General features: G+C 58.9%; 18 protein-coding genes, 1 tRNA gene and 1 pseudogene. 15 read left to right on the forward strand and 5 right to left on the reverse strand.

Features of this window, described 5'->3' with window-relative positions:
- Positions 1 to 6: 6 nt before the first annotated feature.
- The 3 genes from PY649_RS12470 to PY649_RS12480 form a co-directional block, all read right to left on the reverse strand.
- On the reverse strand, positions 7 to 636 hold the full coding sequence (locus PY649_RS12470; protein ID WP_285868731.1) for an STM2766 family helicase-associated protein: 630 nt from the start codon (positions 634 to 636) through the stop codon (positions 7 to 9).
- Positions 623 to 2,656, reverse strand: coding sequence for an STM2767 family DEAD/DEAH box helicase (locus PY649_RS12475; protein ID WP_285868732.1), 2,034 nt, complete (start codon positions 2,654 to 2,656; stop codon positions 623 to 625). The genes PY649_RS12470 and PY649_RS12475 overlap by 14 nt, the downstream gene beginning before the upstream one ends.
- Positions 2,657 to 3,319: 663 nt before the next feature.
- A tRNA-Ser gene (locus PY649_RS12480) sits at positions 3,320 to 3,409 on the reverse strand.
- A 308-nt stretch (positions 3,410 to 3,717) separates the two neighbouring features.
- On the opposite strand from PY649_RS12480, the gene rplU reads away from it, so the two are divergent.
- The 4 genes from rplU (at position 3,718) to PY649_RS12500 (ending at position 5,687) form a co-directional block, all read left to right on the forward strand.
- The gene (rplU, locus tag PY649_RS12485; RefSeq protein ID WP_285868733.1) at positions 3,718 to 4,035 is read left to right on the forward strand and encodes a 50S ribosomal protein L21; all 318 of its coding nucleotides are present in this window, start codon (positions 3,718 to 3,720) and stop codon (positions 4,033 to 4,035) included.
- 32 nt (positions 4,036 to 4,067) lie between these two features.
- Positions 4,068 to 4,337 carry a 50S ribosomal protein L27 gene (rpmA, locus tag PY649_RS12490; protein WP_283056450.1) on the forward strand — a complete coding sequence of 90 codons (270 nt, stop codon included), beginning with the start codon at positions 4,068 to 4,070 and terminating at the stop codon, positions 4,335 to 4,337.
- 127 nt (positions 4,338 to 4,464) lie between these two features.
- Positions 4,465 to 5,100 (forward strand): GNAT family N-acetyltransferase, encoded by a 636-nt coding sequence (locus tag PY649_RS12495; protein WP_120706115.1) that lies wholly within the window; start codon positions 4,465 to 4,467, stop codon positions 5,098 to 5,100.
- A complete protein-coding gene (locus PY649_RS12500) occupies positions 5,097 to 5,687 on the forward strand; it encodes a GNAT family N-acetyltransferase (RefSeq protein WP_285868734.1) in 591 nt (196 codons plus the stop codon). Before PY649_RS12495 ends, PY649_RS12500 begins: the two co-directional genes overlap by 4 nt.
- A 46-nt stretch (positions 5,688 to 5,733) precedes the next feature.
- Here the strand turns inward: PY649_RS12500 and PY649_RS12505 are convergent, their stop codons facing one another.
- On the reverse strand, positions 5,734 to 6,585 hold the full coding sequence (locus PY649_RS12505; protein WP_285868735.1) for an endonuclease/exonuclease/phosphatase family protein: 852 nt from the start codon (positions 6,583 to 6,585) through the stop codon (positions 5,734 to 5,736).
- Between the two features lie 181 nt (positions 6,586 to 6,766).
- On the opposite strand from PY649_RS12505, the gene obgE reads away from it, so the two are divergent.
- From obgE to modC, 7 genes are all read left to right on the forward strand, one after another.
- Entirely contained in the window at positions 6,767 to 7,888 is a 1,122-nt protein-coding gene (gene obgE / locus PY649_RS12510; protein ID WP_285868736.1) for a GTPase ObgE, read from the forward strand.
- A complete protein-coding gene (gene proB, locus PY649_RS12515; RefSeq protein WP_285868737.1) occupies positions 7,885 to 9,054 on the forward strand; it encodes a glutamate 5-kinase in 1,170 nt (389 codons plus the stop codon). Before obgE ends, proB begins: the two co-directional genes overlap by 4 nt.
- Positions 9,047 to 10,330, forward strand: coding sequence for a glutamate-5-semialdehyde dehydrogenase (locus tag PY649_RS12520; RefSeq protein ID WP_285868738.1), 1,284 nt, complete (start codon positions 9,047 to 9,049; stop codon positions 10,328 to 10,330). Before proB ends, PY649_RS12520 begins: the two co-directional genes overlap by 8 nt.
- 40 nt (positions 10,331 to 10,370) lie before the next feature.
- On the forward strand, positions 10,371 to 10,952 hold the full coding sequence (locus tag PY649_RS12525; protein WP_285868856.1) for a nicotinate-nucleotide adenylyltransferase: 582 nt from the start codon (positions 10,371 to 10,373) through the stop codon (positions 10,950 to 10,952).
- Between the two features lie 577 nt (positions 10,953 to 11,529).
- Positions 11,530 to 12,327 carry a molybdate ABC transporter substrate-binding protein gene (gene modA, locus PY649_RS12530; RefSeq protein ID WP_285868739.1) on the forward strand — a complete coding sequence of 266 codons (798 nt, stop codon included), beginning with the start codon at positions 11,530 to 11,532 and terminating at the stop codon, positions 12,325 to 12,327.
- 87 nt (positions 12,328 to 12,414) lie between these two features.
- Positions 12,415 to 13,116, forward strand: coding sequence for a molybdate ABC transporter permease subunit (modB, locus tag PY649_RS12535; RefSeq protein ID WP_285868740.1), 702 nt, complete (start codon positions 12,415 to 12,417; stop codon positions 13,114 to 13,116).
- Complete coding sequence (gene modC, locus PY649_RS12540) at positions 13,113 to 14,186, forward strand: molybdenum ABC transporter ATP-binding protein (protein ID WP_285868741.1); 1,074 nt, start codon at positions 13,113 to 13,115, stop codon at positions 14,184 to 14,186. Before modB ends, modC begins: the two co-directional genes overlap by 4 nt.
- A 6-nt stretch (positions 14,187 to 14,192) precedes the next feature.
- Here the strand turns inward: modC and PY649_RS12545 are convergent, their stop codons facing one another.
- On the reverse strand, positions 14,193 to 14,609 hold the full coding sequence (locus tag PY649_RS12545; RefSeq protein WP_432761351.1) for a winged helix-turn-helix domain-containing protein: 417 nt from the start codon (positions 14,607 to 14,609) through the stop codon (positions 14,193 to 14,195).
- A gap of 257 nt (positions 14,610 to 14,866) precedes the next feature.
- Between PY649_RS12545 and rsfS the strand changes: the two are divergent.
- The 4 genes and pseudogenes from rsfS to PY649_RS12565 all read left to right on the forward strand — a co-directional run bounded on the left by rsfS (position 14,867) and on the right by PY649_RS12565 (position 18,882).
- Positions 14,867 to 15,309, forward strand: a pseudogene (gene rsfS / locus PY649_RS12550) (ribosome silencing factor).
- Between the two features lie 115 nt (positions 15,310 to 15,424).
- A complete protein-coding gene (gene rlmH, locus PY649_RS12555; RefSeq protein WP_285868743.1) occupies positions 15,425 to 15,907 on the forward strand; it encodes a 23S rRNA (pseudouridine(1915)-N(3))-methyltransferase RlmH in 483 nt (160 codons plus the stop codon).
- Between the two features lie 211 nt (positions 15,908 to 16,118).
- Positions 16,119 to 17,564, forward strand: a complete 1,446-nt coding sequence (locus PY649_RS12560) for a murein hydrolase activator EnvC family protein (protein ID WP_285868859.1) — start codon at positions 16,119 to 16,121, stop codon at positions 17,562 to 17,564.
- Positions 17,554 to 18,882, forward strand: a complete 1,329-nt coding sequence (locus PY649_RS12565; RefSeq protein ID WP_285868744.1) for a S41 family peptidase — start codon at positions 17,554 to 17,556, stop codon at positions 18,880 to 18,882. The genes PY649_RS12560 and PY649_RS12565 overlap by 11 nt, the downstream gene beginning before the upstream one ends.
- Positions 18,883 to 18,918 lie beyond the last annotated feature (36 nt).

Genomic DNA, 18,918 nt, shown 5'->3' on the forward strand with positions numbered 1-18,918 from the left:
CTGAAATTACTTTCGATGAAGAAAGTGGCAATCGGTGCCGACATCGAGCAGGTCTGCAAATTCGATCACGGACATTCGGTCCGACAACCCTATCTTGAAAGTTGTGGCGGTCGAATAGAATATGTCTATATGATTTTTCGGGTGGAGATCGCCGTTTTCCCGAGCGACATCGTGATCAAATCGAAGATACCCATCGTCGCACGTCATCAGGTACTTAAACAGCGACCATACCGAGCTGTCGATCTCAACAGCGGCGGCAATAGGATCGAGAAATAGATATAAATCATCAAGCGCCAAAACATTGTGCGTCGAGATCAGTGATAGCACTTCAGATGTAACTCTGCTGTCCACGCTACTGCAAGAGGAACAGCTAAAATAGAACCACCCATCGCTTTCCTGCGTGAAGAAAGGAAAGTTTACCGAAAATACCTTATCTGCGTCGATGAAGAACAACCGGCTCATCTTGTCGACATGGAGGCGCATCTGGCTGACGGCTGTACCGGCTTCCGGCTTGACGTAGGCCGACACAATCTTAACTGCACGCATCCAGAGTTTGATTACGTCTTCCTTTGTGCGGATTGCAGAAAATACCTGTTCTGTTTGAAACCTATCGAGGTCGAAATCAAAAGTCTTCAAGATCGCCTCGTTCCAGCATCATTTTGTAGTTGAATTCTGCAACCCTATATACATTGTCTCTATCAAAATCTTCGCCAACAGTTTTCTTTACTACTTCAAGCAACCTGCTCCTGAAGAGCGGCAGCACATTTAAGTCGTCGAACACCTTTTGAACGAAGTCGTAGAACGACTCGTTAGCGTTTGAATGTTTGATCGTGGTGCGGATTCTTTCCTTTTCAGCCTCTGTAGGAGGTTGTACCTCAATGTATCCGAGTTCGTTTATGCCTCTAAGTCCCTGGCGAAGATTAGCCAAGACAGTGGCGTTCAGCGCATCAGAAATGATGAGGAAGGACTTAATAAACGAACGTGTGATCGTCATGTACAGTGCATTTCTGTAAGCATACGAGCGACCAATTTGCTCCGTAACACATATAACGAACGGGAATTCAAGACCCTTTACGTTGTTGCGATTGCTAACAAACAGTTGGCCGTTAATCTTCTGCTTCGTCTCGTGCGCTTTGTTCACCGTCCAGCCAGTAGCGCGGGGGACCATTTGCTCCAACATATCCGCCAGAGCATAAGTGCGATTGTTGTTATCGAGCAGGATGATCCCCACGTCGTCAGCTGTGAGAGTGGGATTCTCATGTGAAATTCTCCGTACAGTATCCACGATCGCATTTGCTGCGGAACTGATGAATTCACCACTGCTAGAGATGATTTCGACGCAATCGATATTTTCTTTTTCAATATCCTCGAAACGCCGAAGGGGTTCGCGCTTTAGTCGGTAAAACGAATCCCCTGCAGTTTTTTCGACACTGTACCCACACTTCACCCATTCGTCGTCTTCTAGCCAACGGAGCTTTTGCGGCTCGAAAAGGCCCATGCCGACCGAGTGTGCAAACATGAGGGTTTTGGGATCAGTTCGATAGCACTTGCTCAGCAGAAAGTCCGGGGAAATAGATGCCGTTATCGTTTCGTCAAAAATGCTCTGGAATATGTCTCCGGCGACAAACACTGCTTCCTTTGCTACATACTCGCAGAGCTGGAAGAATGAATCAGGAAAATCCTGACTTTCATCTATTAATATGTAGTCGAAAGCATATTTTCGCTCTTTGTTCTGCTTTATCGCCGCCAGCGCAGTCGCGCATACTCTTTCGAATGGTGAGGTGTAGCTATACCGCTGAAACGGAATACCGTAGAAATCGCAGATGTACCTATAAGTGCCGGAGTCGCGATCGTTAGAAGAACCCCAAGCATGTACGCACCATAAACGCTCATTCCATTTGATCTGCTGCTCTACTTTCATAAAGTTGAAAAAGTCGGGAATGCGCCTTTTAAGATTGTCAGCGAGGATACGGTTGTGACACGTCATCACAATTTTGCTGTCCGGGCTCTGAATAAACAGCTCTTTGAGCTTATGAAGCAAAAGCTCAGTCTTCCCAGTTCCTGACAAGCCTTGAATGCGGATAGGCGATTTCCTTAGCTTCTGATATACGAAGCGCGTTTGATCGCCGTCAAATAGAAGAATTTTTCGCTTCACTTTATCGAGTAGGTTCTCGGGCGGATCGGCACGAACTCTTTCGATGTCATTTATGCTACCCGTCAGAAGTGAAACGAGCAGTTCGACAATCCGCTGTTTCGCCGGGTCGTCAATCGCGATTTCACTTTGAAGTTCGCCGAGTTCTACTGAATATCCATCATATACTGCGTGAATTAGATCTTTTTTCCAAGATCGCGGTCGACCGATCGACTCCTTGTAACGATATTTGTCCGAAATCGATCCCAGGTCTTCAACAAAGTCATCGACTAAGGAATCGAATGAATCTCCGTCTCCCGAAAAATCTATAAAAGTTATCCTGCATTTCGGCGACAATAAAACAATGAAGTCGTTATGCTCATAAGAATACTTACTGTCGCCCAGTGGCCGATCTATCACGTAAGCTTGAGTTTTTTCCTCATCAGACCATTTCTCGATTTGCTCGATAAGTTCTTTGTTCGTGTCGTTCTTCTCTACCTGAAGAAAGAAAAAGCTGCTGGCCATCCGCCGAATCCACTAAGCAATTGATAGGAGGCAAACTTATCCATCTGCAACCAGATGAGCAATAAGCACCATGGCTGGTTGCGCAATATCTATCGCTATACCACCACAGCCTCAAGAACGAAGACCGGCGCGGGCTCGACGTCTTAGACCTGGAGAAGACGAAGCTCACACCAATGCTGAGATGGTTCGGACTCGATCCAGGAAAAGAAAAAAAGCGCCACTTGCCGCGATCATCGCGCAGGTGAACGTCCTCTTCGGTGCGGACGCAACAAACGGCGATGAGTTAAGCTACGTGACCACTTTGCGGGACAAGATGCTTGAGTCCGAGGCTCTGGCGACGCGGGCTGCGAAGAACGCTATGGCCCAGTTCGCCATATTCGCCGACCCTACGAGACGAACTAATGAACGCAATCATCGATGACTTCGAAGCGCGCACCTCGTTTAGCAAGTTGGCGTTGAACTTGCGAAGGTGGGTGGTGGCTTGAAGGGCGTGCCGCTCGGATCTGCTGGACTCTGTGAGGCTCTGCGCTTTTCGTATGCAGCTGTCGCAATGTTAACAGTTTGCGTGATCAACTACCCCGCGACCTGCTCCCAGCGCAATCGAGGCGATAGCAATAGCTTTTAAAAAACTCAAGACGTTTCAATCGCTTACACAAAGAAGCATGGCGGAGAGGGTGGGATTTGAACCCACGATACCCTTGCAGGTATGCCGCATTTCGAGTGCGGTGCATTCGACCACTCTGCCACCTCTCCGGTTATGCTGGTCGGCGCGTTTTTCGGCGCGGGCGTTCTCATAGCGAGAGAAGGATGGGATGGCAAGGGTGAATATTCAAGGTTTTCATCCTTTTGCCTTGACAGATCACAGGCCCTTATATATCCCGTGCGACGCAATAGGTGTGGATAAGTCCGTGCCTTGGCCGCCCCGCTCTGTGCGGGGTTTCACCGGCAGATCTTTTTCGAGGCCGCAAGCCTTTGGAATCCCTGCTAAACCTAGACTGATAAAAAGACGGCCGCTTGTCCTTTCGGACGAGAGAGCCGGAACGAACATGAAAGGATAAAAAATGTTCGCAGTCATCAAGACCGGCGGTAAGCAGTACCGTGTGGCAGCCGACGACGTGCTGACCATCGAGAAGCTGGAAGCCACCGCCGGCGACACCGTAGAATTCACCGAAGTCCTCGTTATCGGCGAAGGCGCCGACGCTGCGATTGGTGCTCCCTTCGTTCAGGGCGCTTCCGTCAAGGCCGAAGTGGTCGAGCACAACCGCGGCAAGAAGGTCATCGCCTTCAAGAAGCGCCGTCGTCAGAACTCGAAGCGTTCGCGCGGCCATCGCCAGCATCACACGGTCGTCCGCATCACGGACATCGTGGCTGCCAAGTAAGTAACGGGATCAAGGTTTAAAGGAGAACTCCAATGGCACACAAAAAAGCTGGCGGTTCCTCGCGTAACGGTCGCGATTCCGAATCCAAGCGCCTTGGCGTGAAGAAGTTCGGCGGCGAAACCGTCGTTGCAGGCAACATTATCGTGCGTCAGCGCGGTACGCAGTGGCATCCGGGCGCCAATGTCGGCCTCGGCAAAGATCATACCATTTTTGCGCTTACGGCCGGCAATGTGGACTACCGTACGAAGGCCAATGGCCGCGTGTACGTATCTGTAATGCCGAAAGCGGAAGCAGCGGAATAAGCCGGTAGCGCTCAAAAACAGCCGGCGTCTCATCGACCCGGCTGATCGCATCAGGTTCAGTCAAGAAAAAAGGGGAGATGGGGCGCCATCTCCCCTTTTTCTTTACCCCAACCAGGAGGACTGAACCATGCAAGGCGAATTGTTAAGGGAAGGCCAATCGAGGTCTCCCGAAGAACGGCTGAGGCCGGAGCGGTTAAGGACCGATTGCCCTGTCTTGTTGTCGGAAAGGCTCGTTCTGCGCGCGCCCCACGAAGAAGACATCGACGCCCTTGCCCATCTCGCCAACAACGCCAACGTCGCCACAATGGTATCGCGTATGCCGCACCCGTATACGACCGCCGATGCCGCCGATTTCGTGCGACGCACGAAGCTTGGCGAGATTGGCAAGTGCGTCTATGCGATCACCAAAGCCGACAACGGCGCCTTTCTCGGTTGCTGCGGGGTCGAGCCGACGGCCGACCCGCAGACCGTCGAGATCGGCTATTGGCTGGGCGAGCCCTATTGGAACCAGGGCTATATGACGGAAGCGGCCCATGCCCTGATCGACATGGTCTTCCGTACGCGCGAGAACGTCGCCCAGATCGATGCCCGTTGCCGGGTGATGAACGTTGCCTCACGCCGGGTCGTGCAGAAGTGCGGCTTCCAGTTCCAGGGATCCGGCCTTGCCGCATCGCTGGCGCTCGGCAGCACGGTATCGGTCGAATGGTACCGGCTCGATCGCAAGACCTGGATATCACTGCGTAGCTGGGGAGGTCTGAGATGAACGCCGCCATCCTGCACCGCCGCGACGTCAGGACCCTGACGCCCGGGCCGACGCCGGTCATCCGGACCGAACGGCTGACGCTGCGCCCGCACCGGCTCGGCGATGCCGACGCGATCACGGAATCCCTGTCGGATTTCGCCGTCACCCGCATGCTGGCCCGCGTGCCGGTGCCATACGACCGGCAGGATGCGCTGGACTGGCTGGTCCCGCGCAGCTGCGGCGATCTCGACCGTGACTGGATGCTGGCCATCACCGAGCGAGACGATGTCCATATCGGCTGCGTCGGCATCGACCTCAGGCACGGCCGCTGGCATCTCGGCTACTGGCTGAACCGCTACTACTGGCGGCGCGGCATCATGACCGAGGCAGTCACGGCCGCGCTCGAGCGCTTCGCCCGCCGCATGCCCGAGGTCGCTGTGTTCTCCGGTGTCTTCGCCGACAATCCGGCGTCGTTGAAGCTGCAGCAGAAGCTCGGCTTCGACATCATCGGCTGCGCGGAGGTCTACAGCTTCGCCCGCAACACCATGGTTCCGCATATCGAAACCGTGCTGAAGCCGGGCGCGCTGCGGCTCTCGCAGGCCGCGTGAGGTCCCAAAAACCAGTCATCGCCGGGCAAGGCCGGCGATGACGCCCTTATCCATCGATCTCGACCCAGACTGGAAAATGATCGGAACCTTCCGCATCGATAACCACATGGGCTGACCGCAGACGATCACTCAACCCGCAACTGATAAAGCAGTAGTCGAGATGCATGCGCTTGTTACGATCCTTCGGGTCCATCCAGCTGTAGGCTTCGGGCGTCAGCCAGCCGACGGCATCGAGCGCGTCCATCGGCATGTCGAAACGCGGCACGCGCCCATAGAAGGCGTCCTTCACGCCGGCAAGCGCGCAATATTCCGGCGATTCCGGCACCATGTTGAAATCGCCCATCAGGACAAAATCCTCCGGCAGCGGCGGATCGCTGTAACCGATCTCCATGCCGCCCGTCAGCGAGCCACCATCGCGCGCAAAGTTGATCGCATGCTCCTTGAGATAGTGAATCTGGCGGATACGCTCGTCCGGAGAGACGTGATCGAGATGCACGGAATAGGCCCGGATAGCGCCACCCGGTGCATCGATCACCGCTTCCACGGCAACGCGCTGCAGATTCAGTTTGGAAAGCGTGCGGCTCCGCGGCAAAAGCAGCGTCCGTGCCGCACGGATCGGCGAGCGCGACAGCACCATATTGCCGAACTGAAACCGACGATCCCGTGGGCCAGCGCCTGGTGGCAGCACGTCCAGCCCAGCCCCGTAGATGGAATAATAATCCGGCAGCAGGGCTTCGACTGCGGCGACCATGTCGACATGGCCGTTGCTCGCGAAACCGCGGGTTACTTCCTGCAGGGCAATAATATCGGCGCCGGCAAGGTTTGCGACGATGCGTTCGAGATTATATCTGCCGTCGAGGCCGAAGCCGTACTGGATGTTATAGCTGACCAACTTCACGATAATCTTTGACCTCCGGCTGAACCGCCTATATCGAAGGCGACATGACGGGCAAATGACCGCGCCGCCTGTCCTGGCGGACATGCAGAGGACGCGGTAACGATTGAAAAGAGCGCATAGGCTTTCCTGAATCCCATTCGATCCAAGGGACCACGCGCCAATACCGAGTGACGGAAGTAAAATGAAATTTCTCGACGAAGCAAAGGTCTATATTCGGTCTGGTGATGGCGGCGCAGGCAGCGTTTCCTTCCGGCGTGAGAAATTCATCGAGTTCGGCGGTCCGGATGGCGGAGATGGCGGCCGCGGCGGCGACGTCTGGGTCGAGGCCGTCAACGGGCTGAATACTCTGATCGATTTTCGCTATCAGCAGCATTTCAAGGCCAAGATAGGCATGCATGGCATGGGCAAGAACCGCGCCGGCGCCAAGGGCGACGACGTGACGCTGAAGGTCCCGGTCGGCACGCAGATTTTCGAGGAAGACGAGGAAACGCTGATCTGCGACCTGACGCAGGAGGGCCAGCGCTTTCGTCTCGCGGCCGGCGGCAATGGCGGCTTCGGCAACGCCTATTTCAAATCCTCGGTCAATCAGGCCCCCGATTGGGCCAATCCCGGCCTGCCGGGCGAAGAAAAGACCATCTGGCTGCGGCTCAAGCTGATCGCCGATGCCGGTCTCGTCGGCTTGCCGAATGCCGGCAAGTCGACCTTCCTCTCCGCCGTCAGCCGCGCTCGACCGAAGATAGCCAACTATCCGTTCACGACGCTGCATCCCAACCTCGGCGTCGCCACCATCGACGGCCAGGAATTCGTGCTGGCCGACATTCCCGGTCTGATCGAGGGCGCGCATGAAGGCGTGGGCATCGGCGACCGTTTCCTCGGCCATGTCGAGCGCACCCGTGTGCTGCTGCATCTCGTTTCCGCGCAGGAAGAGAAGGTCGGCAAGGCCTATAAGACTGTCAAGCACGAGCTCGAAGCCTATGGCAACGACATCACCAACAAGCCGGAGATCGTGGCGCTGTCGCAGATCGACGTGCTGGACGACGAGACGCTGAAGAAGAAGACGCGCGAACTGGCGCGGGCCTGCGGCAAGACGCCGTTCCGCATTTCCGCCGTCACCGGCAGCGGCATGACCGAGGTGCTGCGTGCTTTGCGCGACGTGATTGTCGAAGCAAACGCCGGCGAAAGCGAAGAGAAGCCGGCGAAAGCGCCGAAGCTGCGTCATCGCGATATGCTGGTCTCCGACGAAGCAAGCGAAGATGAAGGCGATCACGAACGCCGTAGTGACGACGGGGATCATCAGGGATGACTGCCCGTAAGCCGCTCGACCGCTACCGTCGCATCGTCATCAAGATCGGCTCCGCCCTTCTGGTCGACCGCAAGACCGGGTTGAAGAAGGCTTGGCTCGACGGCATGTGCGCCGATATTGCGGGGCTGAAGGCCAAGGGCGTCGATGTTCTGGTCGTCTCCTCCGGCGCCATCGCGCTCGGACGCTCGGTGCTCGACCTGCCCTCCGGTGCGCTGAAGCTGGAGGAAAGCCAGGCCGCTGCCGCCGTCGGCCAGATTTCGCTGGCGCGCGCCTGGTCGGAAAGCCTGTCGCATGACGATATCGTCGCCGGCCAGATTCTGCTGACGCTCGGCGATACCGAGGAGCGCCGCCGCTATCTCAACGCGCGCGCCACCATCAACCAGCTCCTAAAGATCGGCGCCGTGCCGATCATCAACGAAAACGATACAGTGGCCACGAGCGAAATCCGTTATGGCGATAATGACCGGCTGGCCGCCCGCGTCGCTACCATGACCGGCGCCGACCTGCTGATCCTGCTGTCCGACATCGACGGGCTCTACACCGCCCCGCCGCATCTCGACCCGCAAGCGAAATTCCTGGAAACGATCGTCGAGATCACGCCGGAGATCGAGGCAATGGCCGGCGGCGCGGCATCCGAACTGTCGCGCGGCGGCATGCGCACCAAGATCGATGCGGGCAAGATCGCCACGGGCGCCGGCTGCGCCATGATCATCGCCTCGGGCAAGACGGACCGGCCGCTGAACGCCATAGCAAACGGCGCGCGCTCCTCCTGGTTTGCCCCGTCGGGTACGCCCGTCACCGCCCGCAAGACCTGGATTGCCGGGCAGTTGCAGCCGGCCGGCGAGTTGCATGTCGATGAGGGCGCCGTCACCGCGCTCGGCGCCGGCAAGAGCCTGCTGCCCGCCGGCGTGCGTAACGTTGCCGGCAATTTCGGCCGCGGCGACACCGTTGCCGTCATCGGCCCATCAGGCCGGGAAATTGCCCGTGGCCTTGTCGGCTACGATGCCGAGGAGGCCCGCCAGATCACGGGCCGCAGGTCGGCGGAGATCGAGGCCATTCTCGGCTATCCCGGCCGCGCCGCCATGGTGCATCGCGACGACCTCGTCATGACCGCGCCCGTCAAGACGAAGGCCGAGAAACTGAAGAGGGATGAAGCTCATGCTTGATACTGTCGCACAAAGCCCCGACATCGACAGCTTGATGACCGATATCGGCCGCAAGGCCCGGGCTGCGTCGCGACCGTTGGCCTTCGCTTCGACCGAGAGCAAGAATAAGGCACTCGCCGCCATGGCCGACGCCATTCTTGCGCGCAAGGACCATATCCTGGCCGAAAATGCCAAGGATCTGAAAGATGTCGAGGGCACGGATATTCTTGCTTCCTTCGTCGACCGCCTGACGCTCAACGACAAGCGCGTCACTGAGATGGCCGAAGGCATTCGTGCCATTGCAGCCTTGCCGGATCCGGTGGGCGAAGTCATCGCTGCCTGGGATCGGCCGAACGGGCTGAAGATCGAGCGTGTGCGCACGCCGCTCGGCGTCATCGGCGTCATCTTCGAAAGCCGGCCGAACGTCACCGCCGATGCCGGCGCGCTGTGCCTCAAGGCCGGTAATGCCGTGATCCTGCGTTGCGGCAGCGATTCGCGCCGATCGTCTCAGGCGATTTTTGAATGCCTGGTCGAAGGGCTGAAGGGGGCTGGCCTGCCGGAACATGCAATCCAGCTTGTCCCCGTCAGCGACCGTGCCGCCGTAGGCGCCATGTTGCGCGGCCTTGAAGGCAACATCGACGTCATCGTGCCGCGCGGCGGCAAGAGCCTCGTCGCCCGTGTGCAGAGCGAGGCACGTGTACCGGTCTTTGCCCATCTTGAAGGCCTCTGCCACGTCTATATCGACGCCTCGGCAGATCTGGAGATGGCAAAGACGATCATCGTCAATGCCAAGATGCGCCGCACAGGCGTCTGCGGCTCGGCTGAGACGCTGCTGGTCGATGCCAAGGCTGCGCCGACGCATCTGAAGCCGCTGCTCGACGCGCTCTCCGACGCCGGCTGTGAAATCCGCGGCTCCGCCGAGGTGCTCAACCGCGTGCCGGGATTGAAGGCCGCGACGGAAGAGGATTGGTCGACCGAATATCTCGCCGCCATCATCTCCGTCGCCATTGTCGACGGCATTTCCGGCGCGATCGCCCATATCGCCAAATATTCGTCCAATCATACCGAAGCAGTAATTGCCGAGGATCCCGCCGTGGTCGAGCGCTTCTTCACCGAGATCGACTCGGCGATCCTGCTGCACAACGCCTCGACGCAATTTGCCGACGGCGGAGAGTTTGGCATGGGCGCGGAAATCGGTATCGCCACGGGCAAGATGCATGCGCGCGGTCCGGTCGGCGTCGAGCAGCTTACCTCTTTCAAATATCGTGTGCGCGGCACCGGACAGATACGGCCCTGACGTGCTCCACGAGGAAAAGATCGACTACCGCTATCTGCGCATGCCGCGTGCCGAACGCGGCATGGTGGTCGGTCTTTTCGGCGGCTCCTTCAACCCGCCGCATCAGGGCCACGCCCTGGTGGCCGAAATCGCCATCCGCCGGCTGGGCCTCGACCAGCTCTGGTGGATGGTAACGCCGGGCAATCCGCTGAAGAACCGCAATCATCTCGCGCCGCTTCCCGAACGCATCGCGCTCAGCGAGGCGATCACCCATGATCCGCGCATCAAGGTGACGGCATTCGAGCAGACGCTTGGCATGAGCTATACGGCCAATACGCTGGCACATGTGAAGGCGCGCAACAGCCAGGTTCATTTCATCTGGATCATGGGCGCGGACAGCCTGAACACATTCCATCGCTGGCAGAAATGGCAGGAAATTGCCCGCACCTTTCCGATCGCCGTCATCGACCGGCCGGGATCGACGCTATCCTATCTTTCGGCAAAGATGGCCAAGACTTTTCACTATGCGCGCGTCGACGAAGACGATGCGCGGATATTGTGGAAAAAACCGGCACCCGCCTGGACCTTCATCCACGGCCGGCGTTCGCCATTGAGTTCGACCGCCTTGCGCGCCGCGCAGTAACCGCGTCAGCGTGATATCAAGTCCGATTTTCATGAAGATCCTCCAAAAGTGAAAGGCCCGACGGGGGAGGAGATCCGTCGGGCCTTCAAACCTGGTCGGCAATTGGGAGGAGGAGGGTTGCCGACCCTTATCGAAAGGCTTTGGGAGGAGGAGATCGCCGTTTCGATGTTTATGTTTTAGCAGATTTGACCGAATGGTAAAACGCTTATAGCGCATTGCAGCAATGCATTCTATTCATAGCTTAGAAAGCAGTCTGCCCAAAAAATGCTTCTTTTACATAACCTAAGCGCGCTATCGCTTCCCTTCAAGACCGCGTACCGCGCAAAGATCCACAAAACCGCACGATTCGTAACGTTGCGTCTCATACCGTGAGCGTTCGCCATCCTCTCGGGCGAATCTAGCCATGCATTTCTGCAACAACAAAATGCCCTAATATGCGCCTCAAAGGCAAAACCCTATCAAATTCGTAGGGTTACGCTTTCGGCTACGCTATATTTTTCGAAATATATCCCTCTAGCCAAGCTTCGTCAGTCGTTATATCTCTCCAAATATGTCGATATTTTCCCGGAGAAATATGATGGCCACACGCCGCCGCCAATGGATCAAACTTGCAACTGCCGCCCTTTCCGTCGCCTGGCTCGGCATGTCGGTCATTCCTGCGCCGGCCTTTGCTGCCGACAAGATCACCGTCTTTGCTGCGGCGAGCATGAAAAACGCGCTGGATAACATTGACGCCGCCTTTACCAAGGAAACCGGCAAGCAGGTCGCCGTCTCCTATGCGGCAAGCGGACCGCTGGCCAAACAGCTTGAAAACGGCGCACCGGCCGATGTCTTCATCTCCGCCGACACCGACTGGATGGACTATGTCGCCAAGAAAAAGCTGATCAAGGACGACAGCCGCGTCAACCTGCTCGGCAACCAGATCGTTCTCGTCGCCGCCAAGGACAAAGCCAAACCCGTCGACGTCAAGCAGGGCATGGACCTTGCCGGCCTTCTCGGCGACGGACGGCTGGCGATTGGCCAACCGGAATCGGTGCCGGCAGGCAAATACGGCAAGGCGGCGCTCGAAAAGCTCGGCATCTGGTCTTCCGTCGAGAAGAAAACCGCCGGCGCCGAAAGCGTGCGCGCCGCGCTCGCGTTGGTGTCACGCGGCGAAGCCCCCTACGGCATCGTTTATCAGACCGACGTTTCCGCCGATCCGGGCGTCGCCGTTGTCGGCACCTTTCCGGAAGATAGCCATCCGCCGATCATCTATCCGATCGCGATCACGGCCAGCAGCACCAACCCGGACGCGCAGGCCTATTTCGACTATCTGAAATCGGCTAAGGCTGTTCCGTTCTTCGAGCACGAAGGCTTCACGGTCCTGAAGCAGTGAGCGTCATCGCTCAACCGTGGGCGACAAGCTCATTCTTACAGGCTCGCCGGCTAATGGCGGGCCTGACATGTTTTTGCGAGGCAGGACTTGGACGCATTGGGTTTGAGCAGCGACGAATGGACGGCGATCGAGTTGAGCCTGCGCGTCTCGACGGTCGCCATGCTGGTGAGCCTGCCCTTCGGCATTGCCGCGGCGATGCTACTTGCGCGCGGTAAATTCTGGGGTAAGTCGATCTTCAACGGCATCATCCATCTGCCGTTGATTCTTCCGCCCGTCGTTACCGGCTTTATCCTCCTCATCCTCTTCGGCCGCAAAGGCCCGATCGGCGCCCTGCTCGACCAATATCTCGGTATCGTCTTCTCCTTCCGCTGGACCGGCGCCGCACTTGCCTGCGGCGTCATGGGCTTTCCGCTGATGGTCAGGAGCATCCGCCTGTCGATCGAGGCGGTCGATCGCAAGCTCGAGGAGACGGCCGGAACGCTTGGCGCCAACCCGCTCTGGATATTCCTCACGGTGACCTTGCCGTTGATCCTGCCCGGCATCATCGCTGGCATGATCCTGTCTTTCGCCAAGGCCATGGGCGAGTTCGGCGCCACCATCACCTTCGTCTCCAACATCCCCGGCGAAACGCAGACGCTGTCCTCGGCAATCTACACCTTCACGCAGGTGCCAGGTGGTGATGCCGGTGCACTGCGGCTGACGATCGTCGCCATCGTCATTTCCATGGCGGCATTGCTCGCCTCCGAATTTCTGGCCTATCTCGCCGGCAAGAGGGTGGATTGGGAATGACGCTTGCTGTCGATATCCGTCACCGATTGGGCGCCTTCTCGCTCGACGCTGCTTTCACCTCTGACGGCGGTGTCACCGCCCTGTTTGGCCGCTCCGGTTCCGGCAAGACCTCGATCATCCGCATCATCGCCGGGCTCATCCAACCCGATCATGGCCGCGTCAGCCTCGATGGCGCTGTGCTGGCCGACACCGACAGCCAAATCTTCGTTCCGCGCCACCGCCGCCGCTTCGGCTATGTCTTTCAGGAGGCGCGGCTGTTTCCGCATCTCACGGTGCGGCAGAACCTGAATTACGGTCGCTGGTTTGCTCCGAAAGGCGAGCGCGGCGAAAGCTTCGATGGGGTCGTTGATCTCCTGGGGATCGACGCGCTTCTCGATCGGCGACCGGCAAAACTCTCCGGCGGCGAGAAGCAGCGCGTCGCCATCGGCCGCGCTCTGCTGTCGTCACCGCGGCTATTGCTGATGGACGAACCGCTGGCAGCGCTCGACGAGGCCCGCAAAGCCGAGATCCTGCCTTATCTCGAACGGCTTCGCGATGAGACAAAGGTGCCGATCATCTATGTCAGCCATTCGATAGCCGAAGTGGCACGGCTGGCCAACCGTGTCGTCGTCCTGCGCGACGGAAAGGTGGAGGCAACGGGGCCGGCGGTCGAAATCTTTAGCCAGCTTTCCGGCCCGCAGGCGGCCGACCGTCGCGAAGCCGGCGTTCTGCTCGAAGGCAGGGTGGAGAATATCGACCGTGAACACCGTTTGACCATTGTGGCACTGAAAGCCGCAAAGCTTTTCGTGCCCGGCGAAGCGGCCGGGGTCGGCAAAACCGTCCGCGTCCACATTCCCGCCCGCGACGTCATGCTGGCGACGGCGCGCCCTGAAGGCCTGAGCGCCCTCAACATCCTCGAAGGCCGGGTGACCGCGATCGGCACGGCGGCCGGCGGCATGGTTGACGTAAAGATGGAGTGCGGCGGTGACACGGTGCTTGCCCGCATCACGCAATTTTCCGCCGAGCGGCTGGGCCTGGAGATTGGACTGCCCGTTCATGCGGTCATCAAGACCGTAGCGCTCGAATCCTGAAAAAGATCAGGACTCTGCCCGCGGCTCCGAAGCCGCATCGCTGGGGTTGCGATTGGCCTCCAGCCATTCGAGATCGCCGGCGATGGCCGCCCGCACCGAGCTTTCCATGCCGCGGAACCGCCGCAACAATTCCTCGCCGAATGGCGTCAGCGCCGCCCCGCCGCCCTTCTGTCCGCCACGCTGCGATTCGACGACCGGCTCCTGGAACATGTGGTTCAATTCGCTGATGAGCAGCCAGGCGCGGCGGTAGGACATGTCCATGGCGCGCCCGGCTGCCGAAATCGAACCGGTTTCGCGAATATGTTCAAGGAGTTCCATCTTGCCGCGCCCAAGTCGGTCGTGCCCCGAAAAACTGATGCGGAGGATAGGCTTCAGGGATTGTTGTGCGGCTTTGTTCATGGCGTCGGAGCGTTTCGATCTCATCTTGTGTATACGCGCCCTTCGCTCGCCTGTACATGGGATGCGGGCAAACGGCAGCCGCCGCCACGCTCTGCCTTACCTGACGTTACCTGAAGCTTCCGCCGCAACTTTCGCGAATAATTGCCCATATCTGGTGCGAAAGAGGGGGAATTCGATACAAAACCTTGTCTTTACGTCGAATAGGTGACAGCCGGCGTCTTGAAACCTTAACGCTTTGGTGCCTATCTTTGTAGCGTGATCGACTCAGATCACCTATGTGCATGTTCTGTTACTCAAGGAAGGAAGAGCACTGACAACAGTACACGCCAAGGGAAGAACGCCTGTCGTTATCCCGAAGAGCCCGGAACGTGGCGCCGATGCCGCTGCCCGAGCCCTGCACGCTGTCCTCGCAAGCCTCGAGGACTCCAAGGCCGAAAATATCGTCACCATCAACATTGCTGGCAAATCCGCGCTTGGAGACTATATGGTCGTCGTCTCCGGACGCTCGAACCGGCATGTCCTGGCGATTGCCGACCATCTAATCACCGACCTCAAGGACGACGGTCTAGGCAACGCCCGCGTTGAAGGCCTGGAAGGCGGTGATTGGGTTTTGATCGACACCGGTGACATCATCATTCACGTGTTCCGTCCGGAGATCCGCGAATTTTACAACATCGAAAAGATGTGGGCTGCGCCTGATCTCGACGAGGGCACGCTGCACTAACCGATTCCAGGTTTTATTCCCGGTCCCGGTTGGCAGCTTCTTATCGCCGGATATGATGGTCCGGCAGCGATCTACGTCTGTGCCGCCATGACGGCGGATATGCTTGGGAGCGGGAATGCGGATAGGTCTTTTTGCCGTGGGTCGGTTGAAAACCGGCCCTGAGAAGGACCTTGCGGCCCGTTATCTCGACCGTTTCGCCAAGGCCGGTCCGGCCATCGGCCTGGAATTGGCGCGGATGACCGAGGTCGCAGAAAGCCGCGCATCCAACGGCGAGACGCGTAAGCGTGAAGAGGCCGTCCTATTGCAGAAAGCGCATCCGGAAGGCGGCGTTCTCATTCTCCTCGACGAGCGCGGCAAGGCGCTTGACAGCGAAGCCTTCGCCGCACTGCTTGGCGCGTTCCGCGACCAGGGCAAGCGCGACCTCACGCTCGCCATCGGCGGCGCGGATGGTCTCGACCCCTCCCTCTACGACAAGGCCGACGCCACCATCTGCCTGGGCAAAATGACCTGGCCGCATCAACTGGTGCGCATTCTCATCGCCGAGCAGCTCTACCGCGCCGTCACCATTCTGTCCGGCCACCCCTATCATCGGGCTTGATGTTCCGCCGCCGGCGATCGAAGCACTCGAAAACAGTTTGGCGTTCGGATATTTTGCGTTAACGGAACGCTCACACAGGCGTGTTTTGATTCCCGCCGCAAAATTGATGATGCTTCCTGGATAATCGCGGCAAATCGGTCTAATTTCACGCGATTTGAAGGGGCTGAGCCCAAACGACTGGATGAGAAAAACCCCGCCCACGCTTTCCCGCCTGCTGCTGCCATCCTTGGCAGTGTGTCTTGGCGTGGGTGTTTATGTTGAAAGTCCGTTTCAGTTGCGGGACACGGCCCAGGCGCAGGAAGATGGAGGTGCGTCACCCGCGCCAGCGCAGACCTCCTCACAGACCAAGGACGATCTGCCCGCCTCCACCGCCGCTACACCTTCGGAGCAGGCGCCGGACCCGGCCGCCGATCTTGCCAAGAAGCGCGATCAAACCCGGGCCGAGCTGGAGGAACTGTCGAAGACCATCAGCCTTTCCGCCGACAAGACGAAGGCACTGGAAGACGGCATCGCCTCGCTCGACAAGAGCACCGCCAGCCTGCGTCAGTCGCTGATCGATAGCGCCGCCCGCCGAAGGGATATGGACCGCAAGATTCAGCAGAGCGGGAAGACGCTGACTGATCTTGCAGTCAAGGAAGACAAGATCCGCGGATCGTTGCACGAGCGCCGCGGGCTGCTGGCCGAAGTTCTGGGCGCGCTGGAACGCATGGGCCGCAACCCGCCGCCGGCGCTCCTCGTGACGCCGGACGATGCGCTTGCTTCCGTGCGCAGCGCCATCCTGCTCGGGGCCGTCGTTCCCGGCATGCGCAAGGAGACGGATAAGCTCGTCGCCGACCTTACCGATCTCACCAAGCTGCATGCCGCCACGGCCGCCGAAAAAGCCGATCTCACCGCCACCATGACCAACAGTCTGGAGGAGGAAAGGCGCATGGATCTTCTGATCGCCGAGAACGACAAGCAGACGCATGAAAACGCCGCCGAACTGGACGCCGAGCGTAAGCGCTCCGAAGAATTGGCGGGGCAGGCGACCAGTCTCGAGGGTCTCGTCGCTTCGCTCGAAAGCCAGATCGGCTCGGTGCGCGATGCCGCTGCCGCGGCCCGGGCGGAAGAGGCCCGCCGGGAGCAGATGACCGACCAGCAGCGCGAGCAGGCCAAGGCACTCGCCGAAAGCGGTGTGCCCGATAAAAACCGCATTGCGCCCGCATATCCGTTCTCCGACCTTAAACGGAAATTGGAGCTGCCTGTGGCGGGTGATATTCTCCGCCAGTTTGGCGATGATGACGGAACGGGACATACGGCGATGGGCATTACCGTCGCGACCGGTCCCGACGCGTTCGTCACCGCTCCTGCCGATGGGACGGTCGTCTATGCCGGCGCGTTTCGCAGCTACGGACAAATGGTTATCTTGGATACGGGCGACGGCTACCATATGGTGCTGTCGGGAATGGACGCGATCAAGACGCGTCTCGGCAAATTTGTCTTCGCCGGCGAGCCGCTCGCTGTGATGGGCGAAAAAAGAGTCGCGAGCGCGACTGCATTGGCGCTGGAAACGGATCGGCCAACGCTCTACATTGAATTTCGAAAAGATGGGAAGCCGGTCGATTCTCGGCCATGGTGGACCTCCAAAGACACTGGAAAGGCACGCAATGATACGTAGGGCTTCTCTTGTTCTCGTTGGCGCATTGATGGGTGCGACCGCGATGAGCGTCATCTACACGGCGGTAGCGCCGGCGGAAGCCGCTGGCGCTTCCACGTACAAGGAATTGTCGATTTTCGGCGATGTCTTTGAACGTGTACGCGCGCAATACGTAACGCCGCCCCAGGAAGACAAGCTCATCGAAGCCGCCATCAACGGCATGCTGACCTCGCTGGACCCGCATTCGAGCTACATGAATGCCAAGGATGCCGAAGACATGCGCACCCAGACCAAGGGTGAATTCGGCGGCCTCGGCATTGAAGTGACGATGGATAACGATCTGGTCAAGGTCATCACGCCGATCGATGATACGCCTGCCGCCAAGGCCGGTGTTCTTGCCGGCGACTATATCACCGCCATCGACGGGCAGTCCGTGCGCGGCCTTAAGCTGGAAGACGCCGTGGAAAAGATGCGCGGCGCCGTCAAGACGCCGATCAAGCTGACGCTGATGCGCAAGGGCGCCGACAAGCCGATCGAACTCACCATTATCCGTGACGTGATCGCCGTTGCCGCCGTCAAGTCGCGCGAAGAGGGCGGCGACGTCGGTTATCTCCGCATCATCTCCTTCACCGAAAAGACCACGCCGGACCTCGAAGCCGCGATTGCCAAGATCAAGAAGGACATCCCGGCCGACAAGCTGAAGGGCTATGTCCTCGACCTGCGCCTCAATCCGGGCGGCCTGCTCGACCAGGCGATCAACGTCGCCGACGATGTGCTGGAGCGTGGCGAAGTCGTCTCCACCCGCGGCCGCAATCCGGACGAAACCCGGCGCTTCAACGCCGGCCCGGGCGACTTGACCGACGGCAAGCCGATCATCGTGCTCATTAACGGCGGCTCGGCTTCGGCTTCCGAAATCGTCGCCGGCGCCCTGCAGGATCTGCGTCGCGCCACCGTTGTCGGCACCCAGTCCTTCGGCAAGGGCTCCGTGCAGACCATCATCCCGCTTGGCGATGGCAACGGTGCGCTGCGTCTGACGACCGCGCTTTACTACACGCCATCGGGTCGTTCGATCCAGGGCACCGGCATCACGCCTGACGTCAAGGTCGACGAGCCGCTGCCCGACGATCTGAAGGGCAAGCTGGTGACCGAAGGCGAATCCAGCCTGCCTGGCCACATCAAGGGCCAGAGCGAAACCGACCAGGGTTCCGGCTCGGCCGCCTATGTGCCGCCGGATCCAAAGGACGACGTTCAGCTGAACTACGCACTTGATCTGTTGCGCGGCGTAAAGACGGATCCGTCTTTCCCGCCGAACCCGGACAAAGCGGTTTCCGCCAAGTAAGATACAGCGCCGGGCTGGAGACAGACCCGGCGCTTT

It is taken from the genome of Rhizobium mayense (assembly GCF_030272705.1).
GTDB lineage: Bacteria > Pseudomonadota > Alphaproteobacteria > Rhizobiales > Rhizobiaceae > Rhizobium > Rhizobium mayense.